Origin of the sequence: Paenarthrobacter sp. TAF1, assembly GCF_052113825.1 — a bacterium.
In the GTDB taxonomy this organism is placed as follows: domain Bacteria; phylum Actinomycetota; class Actinomycetes; order Actinomycetales; family Micrococcaceae; genus Arthrobacter; species Arthrobacter nicotinovorans.
This window is the reverse complement of sequence record NZ_JBFRDO010000002.1, coordinates 494,724-513,919: the sequence shown is the minus strand read 5'-3', so window position 1 is coordinate 513,919 and position 19,196 is coordinate 494,724. Positions and strand designations below refer to the sequence as shown.

Annotated in this window: 18 protein-coding genes and 1 pseudogene; 11 read left to right on the top strand and 8 right to left on the bottom strand. The window is 65.4% G+C overall.

Annotated features, from left to right (window positions below; translation table 11 throughout):
* A pseudogene (locus AB4Y81_RS04460) lies at window positions 1-141 on the top strand (IS30 family transposase); the annotation flags it as partial.
* Window positions 142-208: 67 nt separating this feature from the next.
* Here the strand turns inward: AB4Y81_RS04460 and AB4Y81_RS04455 are convergent.
* The 4 genes from AB4Y81_RS04455 to acs all read right to left on the bottom strand — a co-directional run bounded on the left by AB4Y81_RS04455 (window position 209) and on the right by acs (window position 5,400).
* Complete coding sequence (locus AB4Y81_RS04455) at window positions 209-1,579, bottom strand: FtsX-like permease family protein (protein WP_441995414.1); 1,371 nt, start codon at window positions 1,577-1,579, stop codon at window positions 209-211.
* Complete coding sequence (locus AB4Y81_RS04450; protein WP_275776090.1) at window positions 1,572-2,321, bottom strand: ABC transporter ATP-binding protein; 750 nt, start codon at window positions 2,319-2,321, stop codon at window positions 1,572-1,574. The genes AB4Y81_RS04455 and AB4Y81_RS04450 overlap by 8 nt, the downstream gene beginning before the upstream one ends.
* 87 nt (window positions 2,322-2,408) lie before the next feature.
* Complete coding sequence (locus AB4Y81_RS04445) at window positions 2,409-3,197, bottom strand: DeoR/GlpR family DNA-binding transcription regulator (RefSeq protein ID WP_441995423.1); 789 nt, start codon at window positions 3,195-3,197, stop codon at window positions 2,409-2,411.
* Between the two features lie 157 nt (window positions 3,198-3,354).
* The gene (gene acs, locus AB4Y81_RS04440) at window positions 3,355-5,400 is read right to left on the bottom strand and encodes an acetate--CoA ligase (protein ID WP_441995413.1); all 2,046 of its coding nucleotides are present in this window, start codon (window positions 5,398-5,400) and stop codon (window positions 3,355-3,357) included.
* Window positions 5,401-5,826: 426 nt separating this feature from the next.
* On the opposite strand from acs, the gene AB4Y81_RS04435 reads away from it, so the two are divergent.
* Genes AB4Y81_RS04435 through AB4Y81_RS04425 form a run of 3 tightly spaced genes read left to right on the top strand, consistent with a single transcriptional unit; the run spans window position 5,827 to window position 8,767 of the window.
* A complete protein-coding gene (locus tag AB4Y81_RS04435) occupies window positions 5,827-7,287 on the top strand; it encodes a hypothetical protein (protein ID WP_441995412.1) in 1,461 nt (486 codons plus the stop codon).
* A gap of 11 nt (window positions 7,288-7,298) precedes the next feature.
* Entirely contained in the window at window positions 7,299-8,093 is a 795-nt protein-coding gene (nth, locus tag AB4Y81_RS04430; RefSeq protein ID WP_018777035.1) for an endonuclease III, read from the top strand.
* The gene (locus AB4Y81_RS04425) at window positions 8,090-8,767 is read left to right on the top strand and encodes an NUDIX hydrolase (RefSeq protein ID WP_018777034.1); all 678 of its coding nucleotides are present in this window, start codon (window positions 8,090-8,092) and stop codon (window positions 8,765-8,767) included. Before nth ends, AB4Y81_RS04425 begins: the two co-directional genes overlap by 4 nt.
* 21 nt (window positions 8,768-8,788) lie before the next feature.
* Here AB4Y81_RS04425 and AB4Y81_RS04420 read toward each other — a convergent pair whose 3' ends face one another.
* On the bottom strand, window positions 8,789-8,989 hold the full coding sequence (locus AB4Y81_RS04420; RefSeq protein ID WP_179128305.1) for a YegP family protein: 201 nt from the start codon (window positions 8,987-8,989) through the stop codon (window positions 8,789-8,791).
* Window positions 8,990-9,162: 173 nt separating this feature from the next.
* Window positions 9,163-10,851: a bifunctional 3'-5' exonuclease/DNA polymerase gene (locus AB4Y81_RS04415; RefSeq protein WP_441995422.1), complete on the bottom strand. Its 1,689-nt coding sequence runs from the start codon at window positions 10,849-10,851 to the stop codon at window positions 9,163-9,165.
* A gap of 163 nt (window positions 10,852-11,014) precedes the next feature.
* On the opposite strand from AB4Y81_RS04415, the gene ssd reads away from it, so the two are divergent.
* From ssd to AB4Y81_RS04380, 7 genes are all read left to right on the top strand, one after another.
* Complete coding sequence (gene ssd, locus AB4Y81_RS04410) at window positions 11,015-12,133, top strand: septum site-determining protein Ssd (protein WP_441995411.1); 1,119 nt, start codon at window positions 11,015-11,017, stop codon at window positions 12,131-12,133.
* Window positions 12,130-13,323, top strand: a complete 1,194-nt coding sequence (locus AB4Y81_RS04405; RefSeq protein ID WP_441995410.1) for a TadA family conjugal transfer-associated ATPase — start codon at window positions 12,130-12,132, stop codon at window positions 13,321-13,323. The genes ssd and AB4Y81_RS04405 overlap by 4 nt, the downstream gene beginning before the upstream one ends.
* Window positions 13,320-14,111: a hypothetical protein gene (locus AB4Y81_RS04400; RefSeq protein ID WP_441995409.1), complete on the top strand. Its 792-nt coding sequence runs from the start codon at window positions 13,320-13,322 to the stop codon at window positions 14,109-14,111. Before AB4Y81_RS04405 ends, AB4Y81_RS04400 begins: the two co-directional genes overlap by 4 nt.
* Window positions 14,111-14,752, top strand: coding sequence for a type II secretion system F family protein (locus tag AB4Y81_RS04395; protein WP_441995408.1), 642 nt, complete (start codon window positions 14,111-14,113; stop codon window positions 14,750-14,752). Before AB4Y81_RS04400 ends, AB4Y81_RS04395 begins: the two co-directional genes overlap by 1 nt.
* Window positions 14,753-14,922: 170 nt before the next feature.
* The gene (locus tag AB4Y81_RS04390; protein ID WP_441995407.1) at window positions 14,923-15,273 is read left to right on the top strand and encodes a DUF4244 domain-containing protein; all 351 of its coding nucleotides are present in this window, start codon (window positions 14,923-14,925) and stop codon (window positions 15,271-15,273) included.
* Window positions 15,270-15,656, top strand: coding sequence for a TadE family type IV pilus minor pilin (locus AB4Y81_RS04385; protein ID WP_064721414.1), 387 nt, complete (start codon window positions 15,270-15,272; stop codon window positions 15,654-15,656). The genes AB4Y81_RS04390 and AB4Y81_RS04385 overlap by 4 nt, the downstream gene beginning before the upstream one ends.
* Window positions 15,653-16,015, top strand: coding sequence for an Rv3654c family TadE-like protein (locus AB4Y81_RS04380; RefSeq protein WP_039242804.1), 363 nt, complete (start codon window positions 15,653-15,655; stop codon window positions 16,013-16,015). The genes AB4Y81_RS04385 and AB4Y81_RS04380 overlap by 4 nt, the downstream gene beginning before the upstream one ends.
* A 12-nt stretch (window positions 16,016-16,027) precedes the next feature.
* Here the strand turns inward: AB4Y81_RS04380 and AB4Y81_RS04375 are convergent, their stop codons facing one another.
* Window positions 16,028-18,370 (bottom strand): DEAD/DEAH box helicase, encoded by a 2,343-nt coding sequence (locus AB4Y81_RS04375; RefSeq protein ID WP_441995406.1) that lies wholly within the window; start codon window positions 18,368-18,370, stop codon window positions 16,028-16,030.
* Between the two features lie 85 nt (window positions 18,371-18,455).
* A complete protein-coding gene (locus AB4Y81_RS04370; protein ID WP_441995405.1) occupies window positions 18,456-19,151 on the bottom strand; it encodes a GNAT family N-acetyltransferase in 696 nt (231 codons plus the stop codon).
* Window positions 19,152-19,196: the final 45 nt, after the last annotated feature.

Here is a 19,196-nt window from a genome sequence, read left to right as displayed (position 1 = left end):
ACGAACTTCAACCAGGTCAGCGACGAAGAACTCGCCCACACCCAGCACCTGCTCAACATCCGACCGCGTCAAACACTCCAATGGGACACCCCAACTGAAAGACTGACCAAACTAATCGATGGTGTTGCACTAGCAAGCTGAAACCGCCATGCAAACACTGTCATCAAGTGCCACCTCGGCGCGGGCAGCGGGGCCTGCGGGCAGGGGGCTAYGAGTCTATGCTCGCGTAGCGTTCCGGGCGGGCCAGCACCTGGCCGATCTGCGCAGTGCCGGCCGCGACAGCCAGGCGGACCAGCAGGAAGCCGGCCGCGAACACCCCGCCGATGGTCAGGAACACCACAGGTTGGGTCAACAGGACGGCACCTGTCAGCGGCAGGACCAGGAGCGCGGCAGCGGCTGCGGAAATGCCCGCCACCAGGAACAGGGGCGACATCACCGCCTTGACCCGTGCCGCCACCATCAGTTTCCGGGGCATTCCCACCCGGTCCAGGGCTACCAGTGTCGAGGCCCGGTCAAGGACTGCCGCAGCTTGGTTCACCCCGGCTGAGCATGCCACCATCAGGAACGAACCCAGCAGCGTGATCATCACGCCGGTATTGATGTCCCGGACCAGCAGGGCGGTTTCGTCCCCCGCACTGCCTCCCATGGTGTCGGCCACCGCCATGCCCACCCCGACGAAGACTCCCACAAAACTGGTCATCGCGACGCCCCCAACTTGCCGCCACGATTCCTTGGGACTCTCCAGCACGGTCCTTGCAGCCAACAACTGCTCCGGACCCTTGGCACGCTTCAATTGCGAGGATGCCCGCAGGCGCAGGATCCAGGGGCCCATGAGGTTCAGCGCCAGGAGGGCCAAACCGAAGCAGCCGCCCATCACGGCGATGATCACAATGAAGGCCCCGAAGCTGCTGAGCATCCCCATCGCCACCACTCCGGTCACCACAACAACAGCCGCAATGAGGCCGCGAACCCAATGGGCGCCGTCGGCCGTCTGCCTGGTCCGGACGCCCAGCGGCGTCACCACCACCTTCCGCAGTCCCAACGCGGCGCTCGCCGCTGCGAGAACGCAGACCGCCAGGACACAGCCCAGGATGGAAGGAACGGACAACCACGCGTGGCCGCCGATCGCCTGACCGCGGAACTGGATCAGGCCCAGGAACGGAGCCGCGCAGGCGTACAGTCCGGCACCAGCCACCGCGCCTACAGCTGCCAGGGCCGTGGACTCAATGACCGTCATCCAGACCACCGTCGCGCTGTTCGCGCCCAGCAGACGCAAGGAAGCCAAGCGGTCATCACGACGCCGGGCGGCCAGTCGCGCGGCTGAGGCGCCGAGGGTCAGCAACGGGATGATGAGCAGGACCATGGCGACGACGGCCAAGGCCTGGTAAGTGCCGGCGATGTCGTCAGTCCAGGACCAGAAGACCTGTGAGCCACCGGCCACGGTGAGCAGGAGGGCAGTGACGGTCCCGAAGGCAAGGATGGGCAGCCCGGCGTCGCGAAGGGCGGTTTCGCGGAGGCTACTGCCACTGCTTCGCGCGAGATACGGGGTGAGGCGCAGGGCCAGGCTGAGGCTAGACATTGAAGGCACCCTTGAAGTTAGTGGTCGCGTGAGCCGTCTGGACCGGACTGGCAACGGTGCTGCCGCTGTCCGCCACGATCCTGCCATCGCGGAGTTCCACCACGCGTTGGCAGCGCGCAGCCACATTGGGATCGTGGGTGACAACCAGCAGGGTCCGCCCGTTGGCGGCCACAGAGTGCAGCAGCACATCAAGGACCTCGGCTGACGTTGCCGAGTCCAGGGCGCCGGTGGGCTCATCGGCAAAGACCACCCTGGCACCTGTCACCTGGGCACGGGCGATGGCCACACGCTGGACCTGTCCGCCGGACAGTTCACCGAGCCGGCGCTGTTCCATACCCGCCAGGCCCAGGGCCGCGAGCCACTCCGCAGCGCGGGACTCGGACGTCGGGCGGTCGGTGCCGTTCAGCATCAACGCCAGGGCGACGTTCTCCACGGCAGTCAGTTCCGGCAGGAGCATTCCCTGCTGGAAGACGAAGCCGAACTCTTCGCGTCGCAGGCGCGAGAGTGCCGCGTCTCCCAGGCTGTCCAACCGGAGCGGCGCCGAGGGAGTGCTCAAGGTGATGGAGCCGGCGTCGGGCCTCAAAATTCCGGCGAGGCAATGCAGAAGCGTCGTCTTGCCCGAACCTGACGGCCCGATGATCGCGATGGATTCCCCGGCGTTCGCAGTGAAGTCCACGTGGTCCAGGGCGATGCTGCCGGGGTAGTGCTTGGTGAGTTGCTGAGCGTGGAGGATGGCGTTCATAAGACCAGCATCGCCAATGAGCCCACGCCGCAGCGTCCGTCTACCGGGTGAACTCTGCGTGCCCGCCTCCACCCGGGGTATGAGGGCTTACGCCTCCGCGATCCTCAGTTTCGCGACGCTTTCAACCAGTACGCGGCGCGCATCTTCCCCAAGAAGCGAGTCTGTAATGAGTTCATCTGTCTCTTCCAGCTGGGCAATCGAGGCAATGCCCACCACACCCCATTTGCTGTGGTCGGCAAGGACAACGGTGCTGCGTGCCGAGGCCATGAAGGCGCGGTCGGTCTCTGCCTCCAGCAGGTTGGGCGTCGTGAAACCGGCTTGCGCGTCCATGCCGTGGACACCCAGGAAAAGCAGGTCAAGGTGGAGCTGCTTCAGCGAAGCGGTGGCGATCGGGCCTACCAGGGCGTCCGACGGAGTGCGCTCGCCGCCGATCAGGATCACCGTGGATCCGAAGCGGCCAGGGCCCGAGGAAGCGCCGTGGTGGAAAAGATCCGCAATCCGCACGGAGTTGGTCACCACGGTGATCCGGGGCCCATTGACCAGTTCCTTGGCCAGGGCCCAGGTGGTGGTACCCGCACTCAGGCCAATCGCCATGCCCTCCTGGACCATGGAAGCAGCCTCGACGGCGATGGCATGCTTTTCGGCGGTAAGCTGCGTGGACTTCAGTTCGAATCCGGGTTCGTGGGTGCTGGCGTCGCCGGGCAGCTTGGCTCCGCCATGGATGCGCTCAACCCGGCCCGTTTCCTCGAGGGCTTCGATGTCCCGGCGAACGGTCATGGGGGAGACACCCAGCTGTTGGGCAAGATCAGAGACCCGCACCACGCGTTCGCGCTGGACGGCATCGATGATGGCGGAGTGGCGTGCTGCCTGAAGCATCAGGGCCTTTCTGGGATCCTCGTCAAACATGGGTCTGAGTCTGGCTCCAGTCTATGGCGCGGCCCCCGTTTAAAGGCGTGACGACGCCATTAAACGCACGACGTCGCCGCTCACCCCGGGAGGTGGGCGGCGACGTCGTTATGCCGGGTCCGGGACGCTACTTGCGCAGCGACTCGGCGATCTGGGTCATGATTCCGGGGTCGGCCAGGGTGGTGGCGTCGCCGGTGTCGCGGCCTTCTGCGATGTCCTTGAGGAGACGGCGCACGATCTTGCCGGAGCGGGTCTTGGGCAGTTCCGGGACGATCAGCAGCTGCTTGGGCTTGGCGATCGGTCCGATTTCCTTGCCCACGTGGTTGCGCAGTTCCAGCACGGTTTCGTCGCCGTTGTTCACGGCGTCACCGCGGAGGATGACGAACGCGACGACGGCCTGGCCGGTGGTCTCGTCAGCGGCACCGACCACTGCTGCTTCCGCGACGGACGGGTGGCTGACGAGGGCGGATTCGATTTCGGTGGTGGAGAGGCGGTGGCCGGAGACGTTCATGACGTCGTCCACGCGGCCCAGGAGCCAGACGTCGCCGTCTTCGTCCTTCTTGGCACCGTCGCCTGCGAAGTACATGGCCTCGAAGCGGGACCAGTAGGTGTCCTTGAACCGCTCGGGGTCGCCCCAGATGCCGCGGAGCATGGAGGGCCACGGTTCGCGGACCACCAGGTAGCCGCCTTCGCCGTTGGCTACCGATTGGCCGTTTTCGTCCACCACGTCCACGGCGATGCCGGGCAGCGGAACCTGCGCGGAGCCGGGCTTGGTGGCGGTGACGCCGGGCAGCGGGGCGATCATTTGCGCGCCGGTTTCGGTCTGCCACCAGGTGTCCACGATCGGCGCCGGGTGTTCTTTCTTCTCGCCGTTCTTGCCGGCGTTGCCGCCGATGACGTCCCGGTACCACATCCACGCTTCGGGGTTGATGGATTCACCCACGGAGCCGAGGACGCGGATGGAGGAGAGGTCGTACTTGTCCGGGATGTCCCGGCCCCACTTCATGAACGTCCGGATCGCGGTGGGGGCGGTGTAGAGGATGGAGACCTTGTACTTCTCCACGATTTCCCACCAGCGGCCCTGGTGCGGGGAGTCCGGGGTGCCTTCGTACATGACCTGGGTGGCGCCGTTGATGAGCGGCGCGTAGGTGACGTAGGAGTGGCCGGTGACCCATCCGACGTCGGCGGTGCACCAGTACACGTCCGTTTCCGGGTGGAGGTCGAACACGGCTTTGTGCGTGTAGGCGCCCTGGGTGAGGTAGCCGCCGGTGGTGTGCAGGATGCCCTTGGGCTTGCCCGTGGTACCGGAGGTGTAGAGGATGAACAGCGGGTGCTCGGAGTCATGCCCGACGGCGGTGTGCTCGTTGGATGCCTTGTCCACGGTGTCGGACCACCAGAGGTCGCGGCCTTCGACCCAGTTGACGTCCTCGCCGTTGCGCTTGACCACCACGACGTTCTGGACCGTATGACCGGGCTTGGAGAGGGCTTCGTCAACGGCCGGCTTCAGGGCGGAGGGCTTGCCGCGGCGGTAGGTGCCATCAGCGGTGACCACCAGCTTGGCTTCGGCGTCCTCAATCCGGGAACGCAACGCGTCAGCGGAGAAACCGCCGAACACCACGGAGTGCACAGCACCGATCCTGGCGCAGGCAAGCAACGTGATGACCGCTTCGGGGATCATGGGCAGGTACACGGCCACACGGTCACCCTTGGCCACGCCGAGGGACTTGAAGGCGTTAGCGGCCTTCTTGACCTCTTCGGTCAGCTCCGCGTACGTGTAGCTGCGGGTATCACCGGGCTCACCCTCGAAGTAGATGGCGACGCGGTCGCCCAGGCCGTTCTCCACATGCCGGTCCAGCGCGTTGTAGGCCGCGTTGATCTCGCCACCGACGAACCACTTCGCGAACGGCGGGTTGGACCAGTCCAGGGCCTCGGTGAAGTCCTTATCCCAGGTCAGCAGCTCGCGGGCCTGTTTGGCCCAAAAAGCCGGGCGGTCAGCCTCAGCTTCTTTATAGGCATCCGCTGACGTGATCGCGTTCGAGGCGAACTCTTCCGAAGGCGCGAACTTGCGGTTCTCGTGAAGGAGGTTTTCAAGCGCCTCTACGTGTGGGGCCTGCCCGTTCTGAGCCGAAGAAGCTGCAGCGGTGGCCGTGGATCCGGTGGTGTCTTGGGACATGGTGAACCTCATTATTCATCGATCTTTGCTGCGCGGAGCCCGCCGTGAGGTCCGCAGAGTATTGTCCGCCTTCCACACTATCGCCTCGAAAGGTCCTACGTGTGCGTGGTCACAAACGTGGCAGCGAGCGGCGCATTTTTAGCGCCGAATGGCACCTTGGGCGTCGAGGAAACGCTTACATGACGCCCGACGGCGGTGCCCCCTGCCGCTGCGGACCCCGGAAGGCGTGCCGGATTCTGTAAGTAACCTTGGAGTTCCCTGTGGGCCGGGCAGTATGACCGTTTTCAGCTAGAAGGCTGTCAGTGGGGTGGCATAGGCTGAAGAAGTCTTGGGACGCATCTTCAGGCGTGTCCGGTGTTGCCGCGGAATCCCGCGTGGATCACCGGACCGGACTGCCCAAGGCGCCGCCGTACGAAGGAGAAATACATGAACCAGCTGAGCCCAGGACCGCACGACTCACAGCCGACGGGACCGGACACCACGGCTGGAACGGCCACAGCAGCAAGTAGCAACGCCGCTGCGGAGGACACCTCTGCCGTGCCGGGAAAAAGCGATGCCACAACAAACGGCGCCGCCAAGTTCGACGCCGTCGCCGGCCCCTTCACCATCCGGGACCTCACCGTCTTTGGCTCGACGCTGCTGATGTTCGTCGCGTCCCTCCTGCCGATGTTCGGCTCGCTCTACAACCTGTGGAACCTCGGAAACCTGTTCTTCCTCCTGCTGGGCATCATCCTGCCCCTGGTTGTTGTTGCCCTCTTCGTCGCCCGGCGCTTGCAGCCGGGGACGATCATCCGGGTTGGCTCGCTGTCCATCGATCAGTTCGCCTCCGTGACAGCGTCCTTTGCATTCCCCCTGTTCTTCCTGACCCTTGCCATTGACTTCAATGGCAGCGTGCTTCTGGGCTTGATTGGTTCCGTGGGCCTGCTGGCCGCGACGGTCCTTGCCCCGCACCTGCCCTTGCTGTCCGCCGATTTCAAGGGCCGCGCTGCGACTCCGGCCCATGTTGTCGCCCGTGAAGCAGCGGTGCCCAGCCGCAAGCCGGTTGCACCCAAGGCACCGAAAGAGCCCAAGGCTCCCAAGCCCACCGCGACGACGTCAACGGTCACTCCGGGCGCTGCCAACGCGGGTGCGGGTTATCAAGGGTCCTCAGCGGCGTACCCGGCATCCGGTCCCGCTGCCACTGCCGCATCTGCAGCCGGCCCGGGCGCGGGTGCTCCCGGCACCGGAAACTCCGCTACTGGCAGTGCCAATGCCGTCGCCAGCCCCTTTGCTCCGCCGGCAACCTACGGAAGCACGCCGTCGCCTGTAACGGAAGCTCCCGCCGTCGTGCACTCTGCCGACTCCAAGCCCTTTGGGGAGCCGGCTGCCGGCCCCGAAGCCGCTGCCGTATCTGAACACGCCGGGTCAGCGACGTCGCCGGAGCGCGCAGACGCCGTGAAGGATCAGCAGACCGCGGACGAGTCCGCGGTCTCCCGGCCCGTGGCTGCCGAACCGGCCACCACCCAGCACCCGCAGCAGCCGGCCGCACAGCAGCCCTCCGCGCCGCAGACAGGAGCCCAGCAGGCCGACACCCAACAGCCGTGGGCTGCCACCATGGCCACCCCGATCGTCTCCGGAGACACCCGGAAGGTCAGCGACTCCATCGGCGCAACAGTGGATCCCGCCAGCCGGCCGGAAGAGTCCGACGCGCCGCAGTACGAGGCGTTTTGGTTCGCCGTGGCCCAGCCCCGCACCGCATACGACGAACAATCGGGCGCTCCCGCCTTCGTCATCGAACCAGGCGGCTGGGTGCTCGCGCTCGAAGACCGTGGCCATGAGTTCCTGGTCCAGGACACCGACGGCAAGGTCGGGGTTCTCCGGGAGCTCAGCAACATCGAACGCGGCTAGGCAGGGACGCCGTGGCCATCGCCGAAGCTGGCTCCCTCCTTGCACTCAAGCGCAGGGCCCGCAAGATCAACAGGGTCCTCGCTGAGAAGTATCCCTACGCGCACGCGGAGCTGGACTTCAGGAATCCCTTCGAGCTGGTGGTGGCCACGGTCCTATCCGCCCAAACCACGGACGTCGCGGTCAACCAGGTCACCAAGATCCTGTTCGCCCGCTACCCCGATGCCCGGGCCATGGCCGAAGCCGAGCCCGCCGAGCTGGAGGCGATCCTCCAGCCGACGGGCTTCTTCCGGGCCAAAGCCCGGAACGTCCTGGCGCTGAGCACGCGCCTGGTGGATGAGTACGACGGCGAGGTCCCCGGCAGGCTTGAGGACCTGGTGACGCTCCCTGGTGTCGGGCGCAAGACCGCCAATGTGGTCCTGGGAAACGCCTTCGGGATTCCCGGAATCACCGTTGACACGCACTTTGGCCGCCTGGCCCGCAGATTCGGATGGACGGAGTCCGACGACCCCGTCAAGATCGAATTTGATGTCGCCGAATTGTTTGAACCCCGGGACTGGACCATGTTGTCGCACCGTGTGGTTTTCCACGGACGGCGGGTTTGCCACTCCCGGAAGCCGGCCTGCGGCGCGTGCCCGGTGGCCAGCCTGTGCCCCAGCTACGGGGAAGGCGAAACGGACCCCGTCAAGGCCGCCAAACTCCTGAAGTATGAGCTGGCCCCCGGCAACGAGGAATTGCTGGAAAGGCTGCTGGCCGAGACAGACCGCGCCGCGGAGATCCGCATGGAATCGCAAAGGAGGCCCGGGTGACCGCGCTGGAGGAACTGACCGCGCTGGTGTCCCGTTTTGAGGCGGGTCAGCAGAAGGATTCCGCCCTATGGGACCTGCTCCCGGTCACGGCCGAGACCAACCGCGCAGCTGCCGTCCTCATGCTTTTTGGCGTCCTTGATGATGTTCCCGCCGAGTCAGGACGGCAGATCGCACCCGCAGACCTTGACGTCCTGCTGCTGGAACGGGCGCACACCCTGGATGACCACCCGGGGCAAGTGGCATTCCCGGGCGGGAGCGTGGACCCAGAAGACGAGTCAGTGGTGGCAGCCGCCCTGCGCGAAGCAGTAGAAGAAACGGGGCTGGATGCCGGCGGTGTCCGCGTCCTTGGCGTGATCCCGGAGCTTGGACTCATCCGCAGCAACTTCCGGGTAACGCCGGTGTTGGCATGGTGGGATGCTCCGTCGCCTGTCCGTGTGGTGGACTACGCTGAATCGGCACAGGTGTTCAGGGTTCCGGTCCGGGATCTGCTGGACCCTGCCAACCGCGTCACCGCCACGATTTCCCGCTTGGGCCGAACCTACACAAGCCCGGGCTTCACCATCAACGGCGTGCTGGTGTGGGGCTTCACCGGTATGGTCCTCAGCGGCCTCTTCGACGAGCTGGGTTGGACCGTGCCTTGGGACAGAGCCAACCTTCACCACCTCGACCTCTGACGGCGCCGCCGGTGCAACCGTTCAGGCGGCCTTGCGTGCCGGCGTCGAACGGTCCACGATCAAGCCGGTGGCCGCATTCTCCCGAACGGCCTTGATACCGGCCACAACGCCGTCAAGGTGCGGGAACGTCGGCGACTCCGCCACCACGGTTCCATCGGCTGCCGTGAGGCGGAACCGGTATGCCCGATCGTTTTCCTTGAGAATTTCAAACCTGCCTGCCATGCTTTTCCCCCTTGTGATGCTTTCCTGCATGCCCTGTGGGTCGCTGAAGCTGCCCACACTGTGAAAATATCGGCAAGCGGCGGCGAACCAAAGTCAACCGTCATTCGTGGGTCATCGCGCCTCATACGGCGAGATGTGACTGGAAAGTGTTCAACCTGGCGGCTACTGTGCGGCTATTTCGCCTTGTCATAGGATTCGACGACGGCGACGCTCACCGGGAACTCCACCGGGATCCGGCCGAACATGAGCTCTTTCGCAGCCGCTGCGGACTCTTCAATGGCACGGATGCAGGCGTCCACGGCGATATCGGGGGCGTGGACCATCACCTCATCGTGAAGGAAAAACACGAGCTCCCCGGACGGCGACCCTTCCGAGCGCAAAGCCCGCAACCGGCGTCGTAATTCCGCGAGCCAGCAGGCAGCCCACTCAGCTGCAGAACCCTGGACGACAAAGTTGCGTGTGAAGCGGCCGCGTGAGCGGGCCAGATTGTCCGCCCGGCGTTGTTCCTCGGCGGTGGTCGATTGCTGGCTCCGCAGCCAGCCGACAGAGGGCGGCGGGCTGCTCCGGCCAAGCCGGGTGGTGACAGTCCTGCCGGCCTCGCCCTCGCGGGCTGCCTGTTCCACGAACCCCACGGCGCGGGGATACATTCGGGCCAATTGGGGCATCAGCCTGCCTGATTCGCCGGTGGTGGCGCCGTAAATCGCACCCAGCAATGCAATCTTCGCCTTCGCCCGGTCGCCGCCAAAGCCTTGGGCTGCGATGCCGGCGTAGAGGTCCTTGTCGCGGGCAGCCTCGGCCATTTTTGTGTCCTGGGCCAAGGCCACCAGAACCCGGGGCTCCAACTGCGACGCGTCAGCCACGATCAGTTTGTGTCCCGGGTCAGCATGGACCGCTGCACGGATATTGCGCGGGATCTGCAGGGCGCCTCCACCACGCGAGGCCCAGCGGCCTGACACCACGCCACCCACCACGTATTCGGGATGGAACCGTCCATCACGGACCCACGCATCCAACCATGCCCATCCATTGGCTGTGTGCAGCCGGGAGAGCTTTTTGTAGGCGAGCAACGGCTGGATGGCCGGGTGCTTGGACTCCTGGAGTTCCCACTGCCGTGTGCTCTTGACCTCGATGCCGTTGCGGTGGAGGGCGCGCATCAGATCCTGCGGGGAATCGGGGTTCAGACCGGGGGAGTTGAGGATGGTCCGCAACTCAGCGCAGAGAGCTTCCAAAGCAGGAGGCCTGTGTCCGGGTGCCGGTCGGGGGCCGAGCACGTCGGCCAGGATCTGCTGATGCAGCTCCTCACGCCAGGGAACCCCGGCATGCTGCATTTCGACGGCAATGATCGCGCACGCCGATTCCGCTGCGAGCAGCAACTGCAGCCGTTGCCTGCATTGGTTGTCAGTAGTCAGGTCGGCGACCGCTTGCTGTTGGGCCGCGAACTCCGCCTTCAGTTCGGCCAGCCCAGCCCCCGGAGCCGCCGGGGAAAGGTCCTCGAAGAGGGCGCCCTGGTCCGCCGGCGGTGGTGGCGGCTGGAGGATGCGGGGAGGGCCGTCGTCGTCCTGGGTGAGCTTGACCGCATTCTTCGCATAGTCCGTGTGGGCGGTGAATTCCGAGTGCGCCAGGATTGCCCCGCACAGCGCCAGGTCGTGGCACCGCTCCAGCTCGACGCCCTGGGCCAGCAGTTCGGGGTACCAGTCCTGCGCGCGTTGCCACACCCAGCGGGGCCGCTGGGCTTCGAATTCACGGACGACGCCGGCCAGCTCACCACGGGTGAGGACGCGTGCGTCGGCAGTTGCCTTCCCGGTGGGGGAGAGCCGCTGTATGGCTGCGCCATCCGGGTGGGCGGCGAGCAGCAAATACATGCGTTCCATTCTGCCCTGTTGCTTGCGCTGCCGGTGTACAGCGGGACTTTTTTGCGCGCTAGTTGTCCTCCACATCCCTTGTTGGCGCATCGCGTGGGCGGGGTTTTGCACATACGGGCGGCCGCTCCTTACCGGGGTTCCGGGATTCGGCCACTGTGGTTCCATGAGCAAGCGAAATCGTAGGCACCGGCAATCCATCAGCCCCGCAACGGAAGGTGAGCCGAACAGATCGTGGCTGCCCCGGGATGCCTCCGGGGTACTCCTCGTTTCGGCGGATCCGTACCTCCAGGAGGAGGCAAAACGGGTGGTGGCCGCGGCAGGTGGAACGCTTCGAACAGCCGTCAGCGTGACCGAAGCCGTCCACGGATGGGACAGCGCGGACGTTGTCTTGGTGGGCAGCGATGTTCGTGAACTGCCACCTCGACGGCGGCCGCCCTCAGTACTGCTGGGCAGGGCGGGTGAAGGAGACGGGCTTTGGAGGTTGGCTGCTGCGCTGGGGGCCGACCGGGTGGCAGTCCTTCCGGAGGCAGCCGCTTGGCTGGCCGAGTATCTGAGCATGTCCGGAGCGCCCGACCCCGGAGGAACAGTGACGGGGATCGTCGGCGGTTGCGGCGGCGCCGGCGCGTCAACAGCGGCCATCTGGCTTGCCCAGGCCGCAGCCTCGGAAGGCGTCAGTACCCTCCTTATTGACGGAGATCCTTGGGGAGGTGGACTGGAACTTGCCCTGACGGACGGGTCTGTCCCGGGTCTTCGATGGCCGGATTTCCAGGAAAGCCGGGGGAGTATTGATCCTGCCCAGTTCAGGGATTCCTTGCCTGCCGCCGGTGGGTTCGCGTACTTGTCCTGGCCGGGTACGCGGGAAGCGGTGAAGAGTCCCGATGCGGGTGCCGTTGCCGCCATCATGGACGCTGCGCGCCGGGGGTTCGAACTCATCATCGTGGACCTCGGACGCAGCGGCGAAGGCGTGGGAAGACTCGCGTGGGACTGCGACAAAATGTTGTTGCTGACCACCGCCCACCTCAGGTCTGCAGTCGCATCCGCCCGGATCCTGAACGAACTTCCACCCGTGGAGACAGGGCTGATCGTGCGCGGGAGCAACGCATCGCCCGTCGGCCCCTCCTTCATCGCCGAATCGCTCGGGCTTCCATTGGTCGGCGTTGTTCCCGAGGTGCGTGGCGTCGCCGCAGGCACGGAACTGGGCCGCCTGCTTGAAATGGGCAGACGCAAGAGCGTCAGCCGCTTCACGGACGAGGTGCTGGAGCTGAACGGAGCAATCCAGTGAGCCGCTTCGTTGACGGTCCACGCCGCCGTCAGAACCCGAAACTGGACTCGGTACTGCTTGAAACGGTTCGCGGCTCGGTACTTGCCAACAACGGACCAGTCACTCCCTCCTCGGTGGCAGCAGCTGTGCAGGCCAGCGGCAGGTTGCTGGGCACTGCCGGAGCTTTGGAAGCCGCAGAATCGATCAATGCCGAACTGAACGGGCTCGGACCTTTACAGCAGCTCGCCCACGACCCGGCCGTCACTGACATTTTCGTCAATGCACCGGATTCGGTGTGGTTCGACCGCGGGCGAGGCCTGGAACGCAGCTCACTTCGTTTTGACGCCGAGCACCAGGTCAGATCGCTCGCATCCCGGCTGGTCGCCGCAGGGGGACGCCGGTTGGACGATGGTTCCCCGTGCGTGGACGTCCGGCTGAAGGGCGGCTACCGGGTGCACGCAGTGCTGTCTCCCATCTCCACCGCCGGAACTCTCTTGTCCATCCGCATTCGTCGGGAAGAAGTCTTCACACTGTCGGAGCTGCGGGAAAGCGGCATGTTCTGCGACAGGGTGGAGGCGGTTCTCCGTGCCATCATCGCGCAGAGGCTGAGCTTCCTGATCAGCGGCGCCACGGGATCAGGGAAGACCACCCTCCTGTCCACCCTGCTGGGCCTCAGCGATCCGGGCGAACGCATGGTGCTGATTGAGGACGCTGCAGAACTCAACCCGGTCCATCCCCACGTTGTCAGCCTTGAATCCCGCCACGGAAATCTTGAGGGTGGAGGCACGTTGGACCTGGGCGAACTGGTCCGCCAGGCGCTGCGCATGCGGCCGGACCGGCTGATCGTCGGGGAATGCCGGGGTGCTGAGGTCCGTGAATTGCTGACGGCCTTGAACACGGGCCATACCGGTGGCGGTGGCACCATTCACGCCAACACAGCTGAAGCGGTGCCCGCGCGCCTTGTTGCCCTCGGCGCGCTAGCCGGGTTGAACGCCGAGGCCGTCCGGTTGCAGGTCTCCTCGGCCCTGGACGCCATCATCCATGTGGCCAGGAACCACTCCGGACGCAGGGTGGCTTCCATCGGAGTGATGACCCAAACCCCGAAAGGACCGGAAGTGGTCTCCGCCCTCAGCCTGGGTCCAACCGGGATATCGCACGGACCGGCGTGGCCGGAACTCTCCGGTCGCCTTTCCCTGAACCACCAACCATGACAGTCGTCTTCGTCCTCGCCTTGGCTTTGGCTGCCTGGCTGCAGTTCCGGAGCAACCGGTCTGATCGCCGCCGCCTGGCGAACAGCCTGGGCATTGAAGGGGAGGCTCTCGCCCGTTCGCCACTCCAGTTCCCGTTCCTGCGGTTGCGGCGTCATCGATCTCCCGGGGGTCTGCCCCTTGTGGTCCTGGTCCAACAATTGGCAGCACTCCTGCGCGGTGGCCGTGGGACGTCACGGCTATGGGAAGAACTGTGGCTTGTCCATGCCTCCCGATCCTCGGGGGAAGCTGCCGCGCCTGCCCATGCCGCAGGCGGTGTTGCCTCGCTTTCCGCCACGTCGCTAAAAGTACTGGCTGCGGCGCGGGCCGCGTCCAGCGTGGGAAATTCCCCGGCTGAAGCGATCCGCGGAACTGCAGCGCAGAGTTACCCATCCCGGGGAAGCTCCGAGCGCAGGGTGTGGATGGAACTGGCTGCCTGCCTCGACGTTGCCGAAAGCAGTGGATGCCCCTTGGCAGAGCTCTTGGCCCGGTTCGCGGCACAACTGGAAGCCGAAGAGGATGCCGAGGCGGCACGCCAAACAGCGCTCGCGGGGCCGAAGGCCACCGTTCGGCTGCTGTCGTGGCTGCCGCTGCTCGGGCTGGCGCTCGGCATGGCGCTGGGTGTGGACCCCCTGGGTATCCTGCTGGACAACCCCTGGGGCATTGCCACTTTCGCGACCGGGCTTCTGCTCACAGCAGCGGGACGCATCTGGTCGTCGAAGCTGGTTGCAGCCGCGGTGGGAGGAAACTGATGCCCGGAGCATGGGTCCTCTTGATGATGGGCGTCCTGGCGCTCGCAGCGTTCGTTTCATTCCCGCTCCGGCACCGCGCAAGCCGGCTCCTTGCAGATCGGGCCGGGACATCAAGCGTACCCGGCACATCAAGTGTGCCCGGGACATCAAGTATGCCCGGCACAGCGTCGGACGGCGAGGCTCGGGAGGCCGTGAGCGCCGCAGTGGATGGCCTTCGCGACACCGCCATGATGTTGGAGCTGACGGCTTCCATGCTGGATGCCGGGGCGGGGATAGGGAGGGCATTGGAACTCCTCGCCAGAGCGGCGTCGCCCCCGATCAATCACTCGTTGAGACCCGTTGTAGCGGCGCTGGCCATTGGCGCCGACTGGGAAACCGCGTGGCAGACGCCTCAGCGACACGCCCCTGAGGCGCTGCGCCTGAGGGATGCCCTCGCCTTCGCCGCTCTGACCGGAGCTCCCTCCGCGTCGATCCTCTCTGCGCAGGCAGCCAGGGAACGGCGCGAGCACTTCCGGGCCGCAGAGAAACGTGCCGCGGCATTGGGCGTGAAACTCGTGGTGCCGTTGGGGCTTTGCTCCCTTCCGGCCTTCATCTGCCTGGGCATCGTGCCCGTACTGATCGCCATGCTTCCCGCGGCCTGAAGCGGACGTTCCGCCGTCGCTCGGCCGCGCTCCGCGGCACTGCTCCTCCACATGCGGTCGATCCGTAGGGGTTTTCCACTTGCAGGAATCCGGTTCTTCCGAGGCCTGCCCGGGCCGCGGAAGAGTCAAAGCAGCCAGTGAATGCTGGCATCCCTTGAAAGGAACAAACCGTGAAAACAACAGTCAGCCCGCCCCTCGCCGAGCTCATCGGCCCAAGTGTCCCATCCCTCCCCGCCCGTAAGGCCGAGTCAAGCCAAGGGGTTGTGGCGCTCCGGGATCCCGAACCGGGCGCAACATCCGTGCGTTTGCGAACCAGGCAAGGCCGCCGCTCGAACAGTCGCCCACGGACCGGCCCCCTGAAAGGGTTGATGGGTTCGGAAACGGGTATGGCCACCGCCGAATACGCGATCACCACCCTGGCCGCCGTTGGCCTGGCCGGATTGCTCGTGGTCATCCTGCGCAGCGAAGAAGTCCGGGGCTTCCTGCTCAACGTCATCCGCACGGCTTTGTCGCTGCCATGACAGAAGTGCTGCCTGCCCGCAGGAGAGTGGTCGCAGCAGCGCGGGAGCGGGGCGCCGTCACTGCCGAGTTCGCTGTCGCCTTGCCGGCTGTGGTGTTGCTACTGGCTTTCCTGTTGGCAGGCGGCGCTGCCGGCCTCACACAATTGCGGCTGGAAGAGGCTGTGAGGGCCGGAGCCAGGGCCGCAGCACGGGACGAGTCCATTGACTCGGTGAAAGATACCGTCGGACGGCTTGCGGGGAAGGACGTCACGTCGTCAGTGACCGACGACGGCAGCTGGCTCACGGTCACTGCCTCATCACCGGTTGGGGGCGCCTTGGGGTCGTTGATCCCATGGCGCCTGACAGCTTCGGCGGCCGCTCGCGCAGAGACGGGAACTCCATGAGGAACCGAACCATCAACGTCGATTCAGAGCGCGGGTCCGGGACGGTGCTTGCGCTGGCCTTGGGTGCTGTGGTGATCGCCCTCCTGCTTGGCCTGCTCCTGTTGGCACAAGCAGCGGTCATGGCCTCCCGGGCGGCGTCTGCTGCCGACCTCGCGGCCCTTGCAGGAGCCGATGCTGCCCGGGGCCTGACGTCGGGAGAGCCTTGCGCCGTGGCGGAAAGCGTGGTGGGGCAGCACCACGTAACCCTGGCATCCTGCGTGGTGACAGGTGGGGAGATCGTGGAGGTGGTTACCGAGTTGGCTTACCCCTTCAACGTAGGAGTCGCCTCGGGCCACGCCAGAGCGGGACCCCCACCGTAACTGCCGGAGCGCTTAGACGGCGTCCTTCAGCAGGACGCCGAGGAGGGTGATGGCGGCTGCCTTGTCCAGGGGATTGTTCTTGTTGCCGCATTTGGGCGACTGGACGCAGGACGGGCAGCCGGCCTCGCATTCACAGGCCTTGATGGCCTCCCGGGTCGCGGTCAACCAGGTTTTGGCTTTTTCGAAGCCCCGCTCCGCGAATCCGGCGCCTCCGGGATGTCCGTCGTAGACAAAGATCGTAGGTACCCCGGTGTCGGCGTGCAGGGCGGTGGAAACGCCGCCGATGTCCCAGCGGTCGCTTGACGCCACCAAGGGCAGAAGGCCGATGGCGGCGTGTTCTGCGGCATGGAGCGCGCCGGGGAACTCAGCTTCCACCAGTCCGGCGCCGTGCAGCGAGCGGTTGTCCACTACAAACCAGACGGCCTTGGTAAAGAGATCCCGGGCTCCGAGATCCAGCGGTTCCTCGCCGAGGATCTCATTTGAAATCAATGCCTTGCGTTGGAAGGAAACTACTTGGGTGGTTACTTTGACGTCGCCGAAGTGCACGGTGATGTCGCCCCATTGAACGGTGCGTGTGGTTTCCAGCACCTCGATCTGCGTCACGTCCCGTGCCGTGGTGTAGAAGTCGGGGTTCACGCGGCGGACCATGACGCAGTGGTCGGTCTCATTGAGATCCTCCACCAGATAGCTGTCGCCCTGATGGACGTAGATGGCCCCTGTGTGGGCCTGGTAATGGGTTTGTGGCGAGTCCATGGTTCCCAGGAGGGACCCGGTCTCGGCGTCCACGATGCTCACCGGTCCACCGCCGTCGGCCCGCAGGTTCACCATCCCGGCTGCGCTTTCCGGGTGTGTCCAGAACCATCCTGCCGGCCTCTTGCGGAGATAGCCCTGGGCCACCAAGCGATCAAGGAGGCCCTCTGCCGTGGGGCCGAAAAGGTCGAGTTCCGCCGGGCCGATGGGCAACTCCGCGGCCGCCGCGCACAAGTGCGGGCCAAGGACATAGGGGTTGCCCGGATCGAAGACAGTGGCTTCCACCGACACGTCAAAGATGGCCTCGGGGTGATTCACCAAGTAGGTGTCCAGGGGGTCGTCGCTGGCAACGAACGCAGCGATCGCGTCCTGTCCGGCACGCCCTGCGCGGCCAATCTGTTGGAACAGCGAAGCCCGCGTCCCGGGCCACCCCGCCACCAGCACAGCGTCCAGTCCCGAGATATCGATGCCCAGTTCAAGGGCAGACGTGCTGGAGACTCCGAGCAGTTGGCCGGATCTGAGTGCTTGTTCCAGGGCACGCCGTTCTTCGGGCAGATAACCGGATCTGTAGGCAGCCACCCGCCCCGGCAGGCTGGGATCCACCTCGTCCAGAAGCCTCTTGGTAATGGACGCAATGGACTCCGCCCCGCGCCGGGACTTGATGAACGCGATGGTGCGGACCCGCGAGGAAACCAGGTTGGCCAGGATGTCGGCCGTTTCGGCGACTGCCGTCCGCCGCTGTTTGGCCCCGTTTTCACCTTTGACGTCAGTCAGTGCAGGTTCCCAGAACGCCACTGTGGTGGATCCGTGCGGGGAGCAATCCTCGGACACTTCCCGCACCGGGGCACCGATAAGCCTGCCAAAGGAGACAGCGGGATCGGAGGCGGTGGCCGAGGCCGCGATGAACACCGGCTCGGGGAAGGAGGTCCCCGCGCCGTAGTAGGCGCAGATCCGGCGCAGACGCCTCATGAGGTTCGCTACATGCGAGCCAAAGACTCCACGGTAGCTGTGTGCTTCGTCCACGATCACGTAGCGAAGCCTCCGGAAGAACCTGGCCCACCACGTGTGGTTGGGCAGGATCCCGAAGTGCAGCATGTCCGGATTCGCCAGGATGAAATTGGCGTGGTCGCGGATCCACCGACGCGACGAGACGTCAGTGTCGCCGTCGTAGGTTTCGGCCCGGACGGTGGGCAACTTCAAGGCGCGGATCGCGGCGAGTTGGTCTGCAGCCAGGGCCTTGGTGGGTGAGAGGTAGAGCGTGACGGCGCCGTCGTCGTGGATTTTCCCCGGATCAGCCAGGACCCGCAATTCGGATCGATGGATGGCATCCAAGGCCGGCAGTTGGTACGCCAGGGACTTCCCCGAAGCGGTTCCGGTGGCGATGACCACGTGCTGGCCGCCATGCGCTATGTCCGCGGCCTGGATCTGGTGCCGGTACGGTTCCTGGATACCCAAGGTGTCGTAAGCAGCCACGACATCCGGATGCACCCAGGCCGGCCAAGGCTCATTGACGGCCTTTCGAGCAGGGATCGTGTGGACATGGCGAAGCTGCTCAGGGTCGGGGGCCCGGCCCAGCAAGGAGATCAGCGAATTCGGTGCAGCCACCGAATCATTCTGTCACTCTACGGAGACGCTGACGGCGGCCCACCGGGGGGAGCCGTCGTCGAGCCCGGCCGCCAAGCGTCAAACGTCAGGCGCCGGAGAGGTCCGAGCCATCCACTCCGCTGGCCGACATCATGAGCACGTGGCACACGACGTCCCAGCCAAGGTGCGAGTAGAGCTTCTGGCCATCAAGGGAGGCCAGGAGGAGGCCGTTCTCGACGTCGTGGGAGAAAGCCTGGGCGGCGAGTGCTTTCATGATGAAGCTGCCCAGTCCGCGGCGCTGGAACCTGGGTTCGGTGACGATCTTGTCGAATACGGCGGTGCCTTCCACCACATACACCCTGCCGCTGGCAGCCACTTCTTCGCCGGAATGCACCACTGCGTAGTGGACCCCGTTGGATTCGGAGGTGGCAAGTTCAAGGTCGTCGTCGGGAAGCCAGGGGTCCTCGGCATCCTGGGTTTCCATGTCGACGATCATCATGGTCTGGGAAGCGGACGTCACTTTCAGGCCGTGTTGTTCGGCCAGGTACTTGTACCGCTGGACGTCGTTGGTGAGTACCGTCAGGATCCGGGTGGGGGCTTCTGCGGTTTTGCCCGCCAGCGCAGCGAACTCTTCGTCGGAGGGATCGTGGGCGAAATATTCCCAGTCACCGGTCTTGTCGGCGCGGAGCGCGGCGGGGAAACGTCCCTCCTGGCGTGACTCATAGCCCCGGCAGCCGGACCAGCCGGCCACCCAGACTTCCAAGAGGTGAGCAATGTCTTCAACCAAGGCGTCTGGACTCATGTAGAGAGAGTATGCCAGCGCTCCCTGAAGGAACAGAGCGAGGTC

What these genes read in the sequence shown, in the direction of transcription:
- AB4Y81_RS04370 (WP_441995405.1), bottom strand. Translation starts at nt 19,151, where the DNA reads ATGAGTCCAGACGCCTTGGTTGAAGACATTGCTCACCTCTTGGAAGTC.
- AB4Y81_RS04380 (WP_039242804.1), top strand. Translation starts at nt 15,653, where the DNA reads ATGAGGAACCGAACCATCAACGTCGATTCAGAGCGCGGGTCCGGGACG.
- AB4Y81_RS04445 (WP_441995423.1), bottom strand. Translation starts at nt 3,197, where the DNA reads ATGCTTCAGGCAGCACGCCACTCCGCCATCATCGATGCCGTCCAGCGC.
- AB4Y81_RS04395 (WP_441995408.1), top strand. Translation starts at nt 14,111, where the DNA reads ATGCCCGGAGCATGGGTCCTCTTGATGATGGGCGTCCTGGCGCTCGCA.
- AB4Y81_RS04450 (WP_275776090.1), bottom strand. Translation starts at nt 2,321, where the DNA reads ATGAACGCCATCCTCCACGCTCAGCAACTCACCAAGCACTACCCCGGC.
- ssd (WP_441995411.1), top strand. Translation starts at nt 11,015, where the DNA reads ATGAGCAAGCGAAATCGTAGGCACCGGCAATCCATCAGCCCCGCAACG.
- acs (WP_441995413.1), bottom strand. Translation starts at nt 5,400, where the DNA reads ATGTCCCAAGACACCACCGGATCCACGGCCACCGCTGCAGCTTCTTCG.
- AB4Y81_RS04385 (WP_064721414.1), top strand. Translation starts at nt 15,270, where the DNA reads ATGACAGAAGTGCTGCCTGCCCGCAGGAGAGTGGTCGCAGCAGCGCGG.
- AB4Y81_RS04435 (WP_441995412.1), top strand. Translation starts at nt 5,827, where the DNA reads ATGAACCAGCTGAGCCCAGGACCGCACGACTCACAGCCGACGGGACCG.
- AB4Y81_RS04420 (WP_179128305.1), bottom strand. Translation starts at nt 8,989, where the DNA reads ATGGCAGGCAGGTTTGAAATTCTCAAGGAAAACGATCGGGCATACCGG.
- AB4Y81_RS04400 (WP_441995409.1), top strand. Translation starts at nt 13,320, where the DNA reads ATGACAGTCGTCTTCGTCCTCGCCTTGGCTTTGGCTGCCTGGCTGCAG.
- AB4Y81_RS04415 (WP_441995422.1), bottom strand. Translation starts at nt 10,851, where the DNA reads ATGTATTTGCTGCTCGCCGCCCACCCGGATGGCGCAGCCATACAGCGG.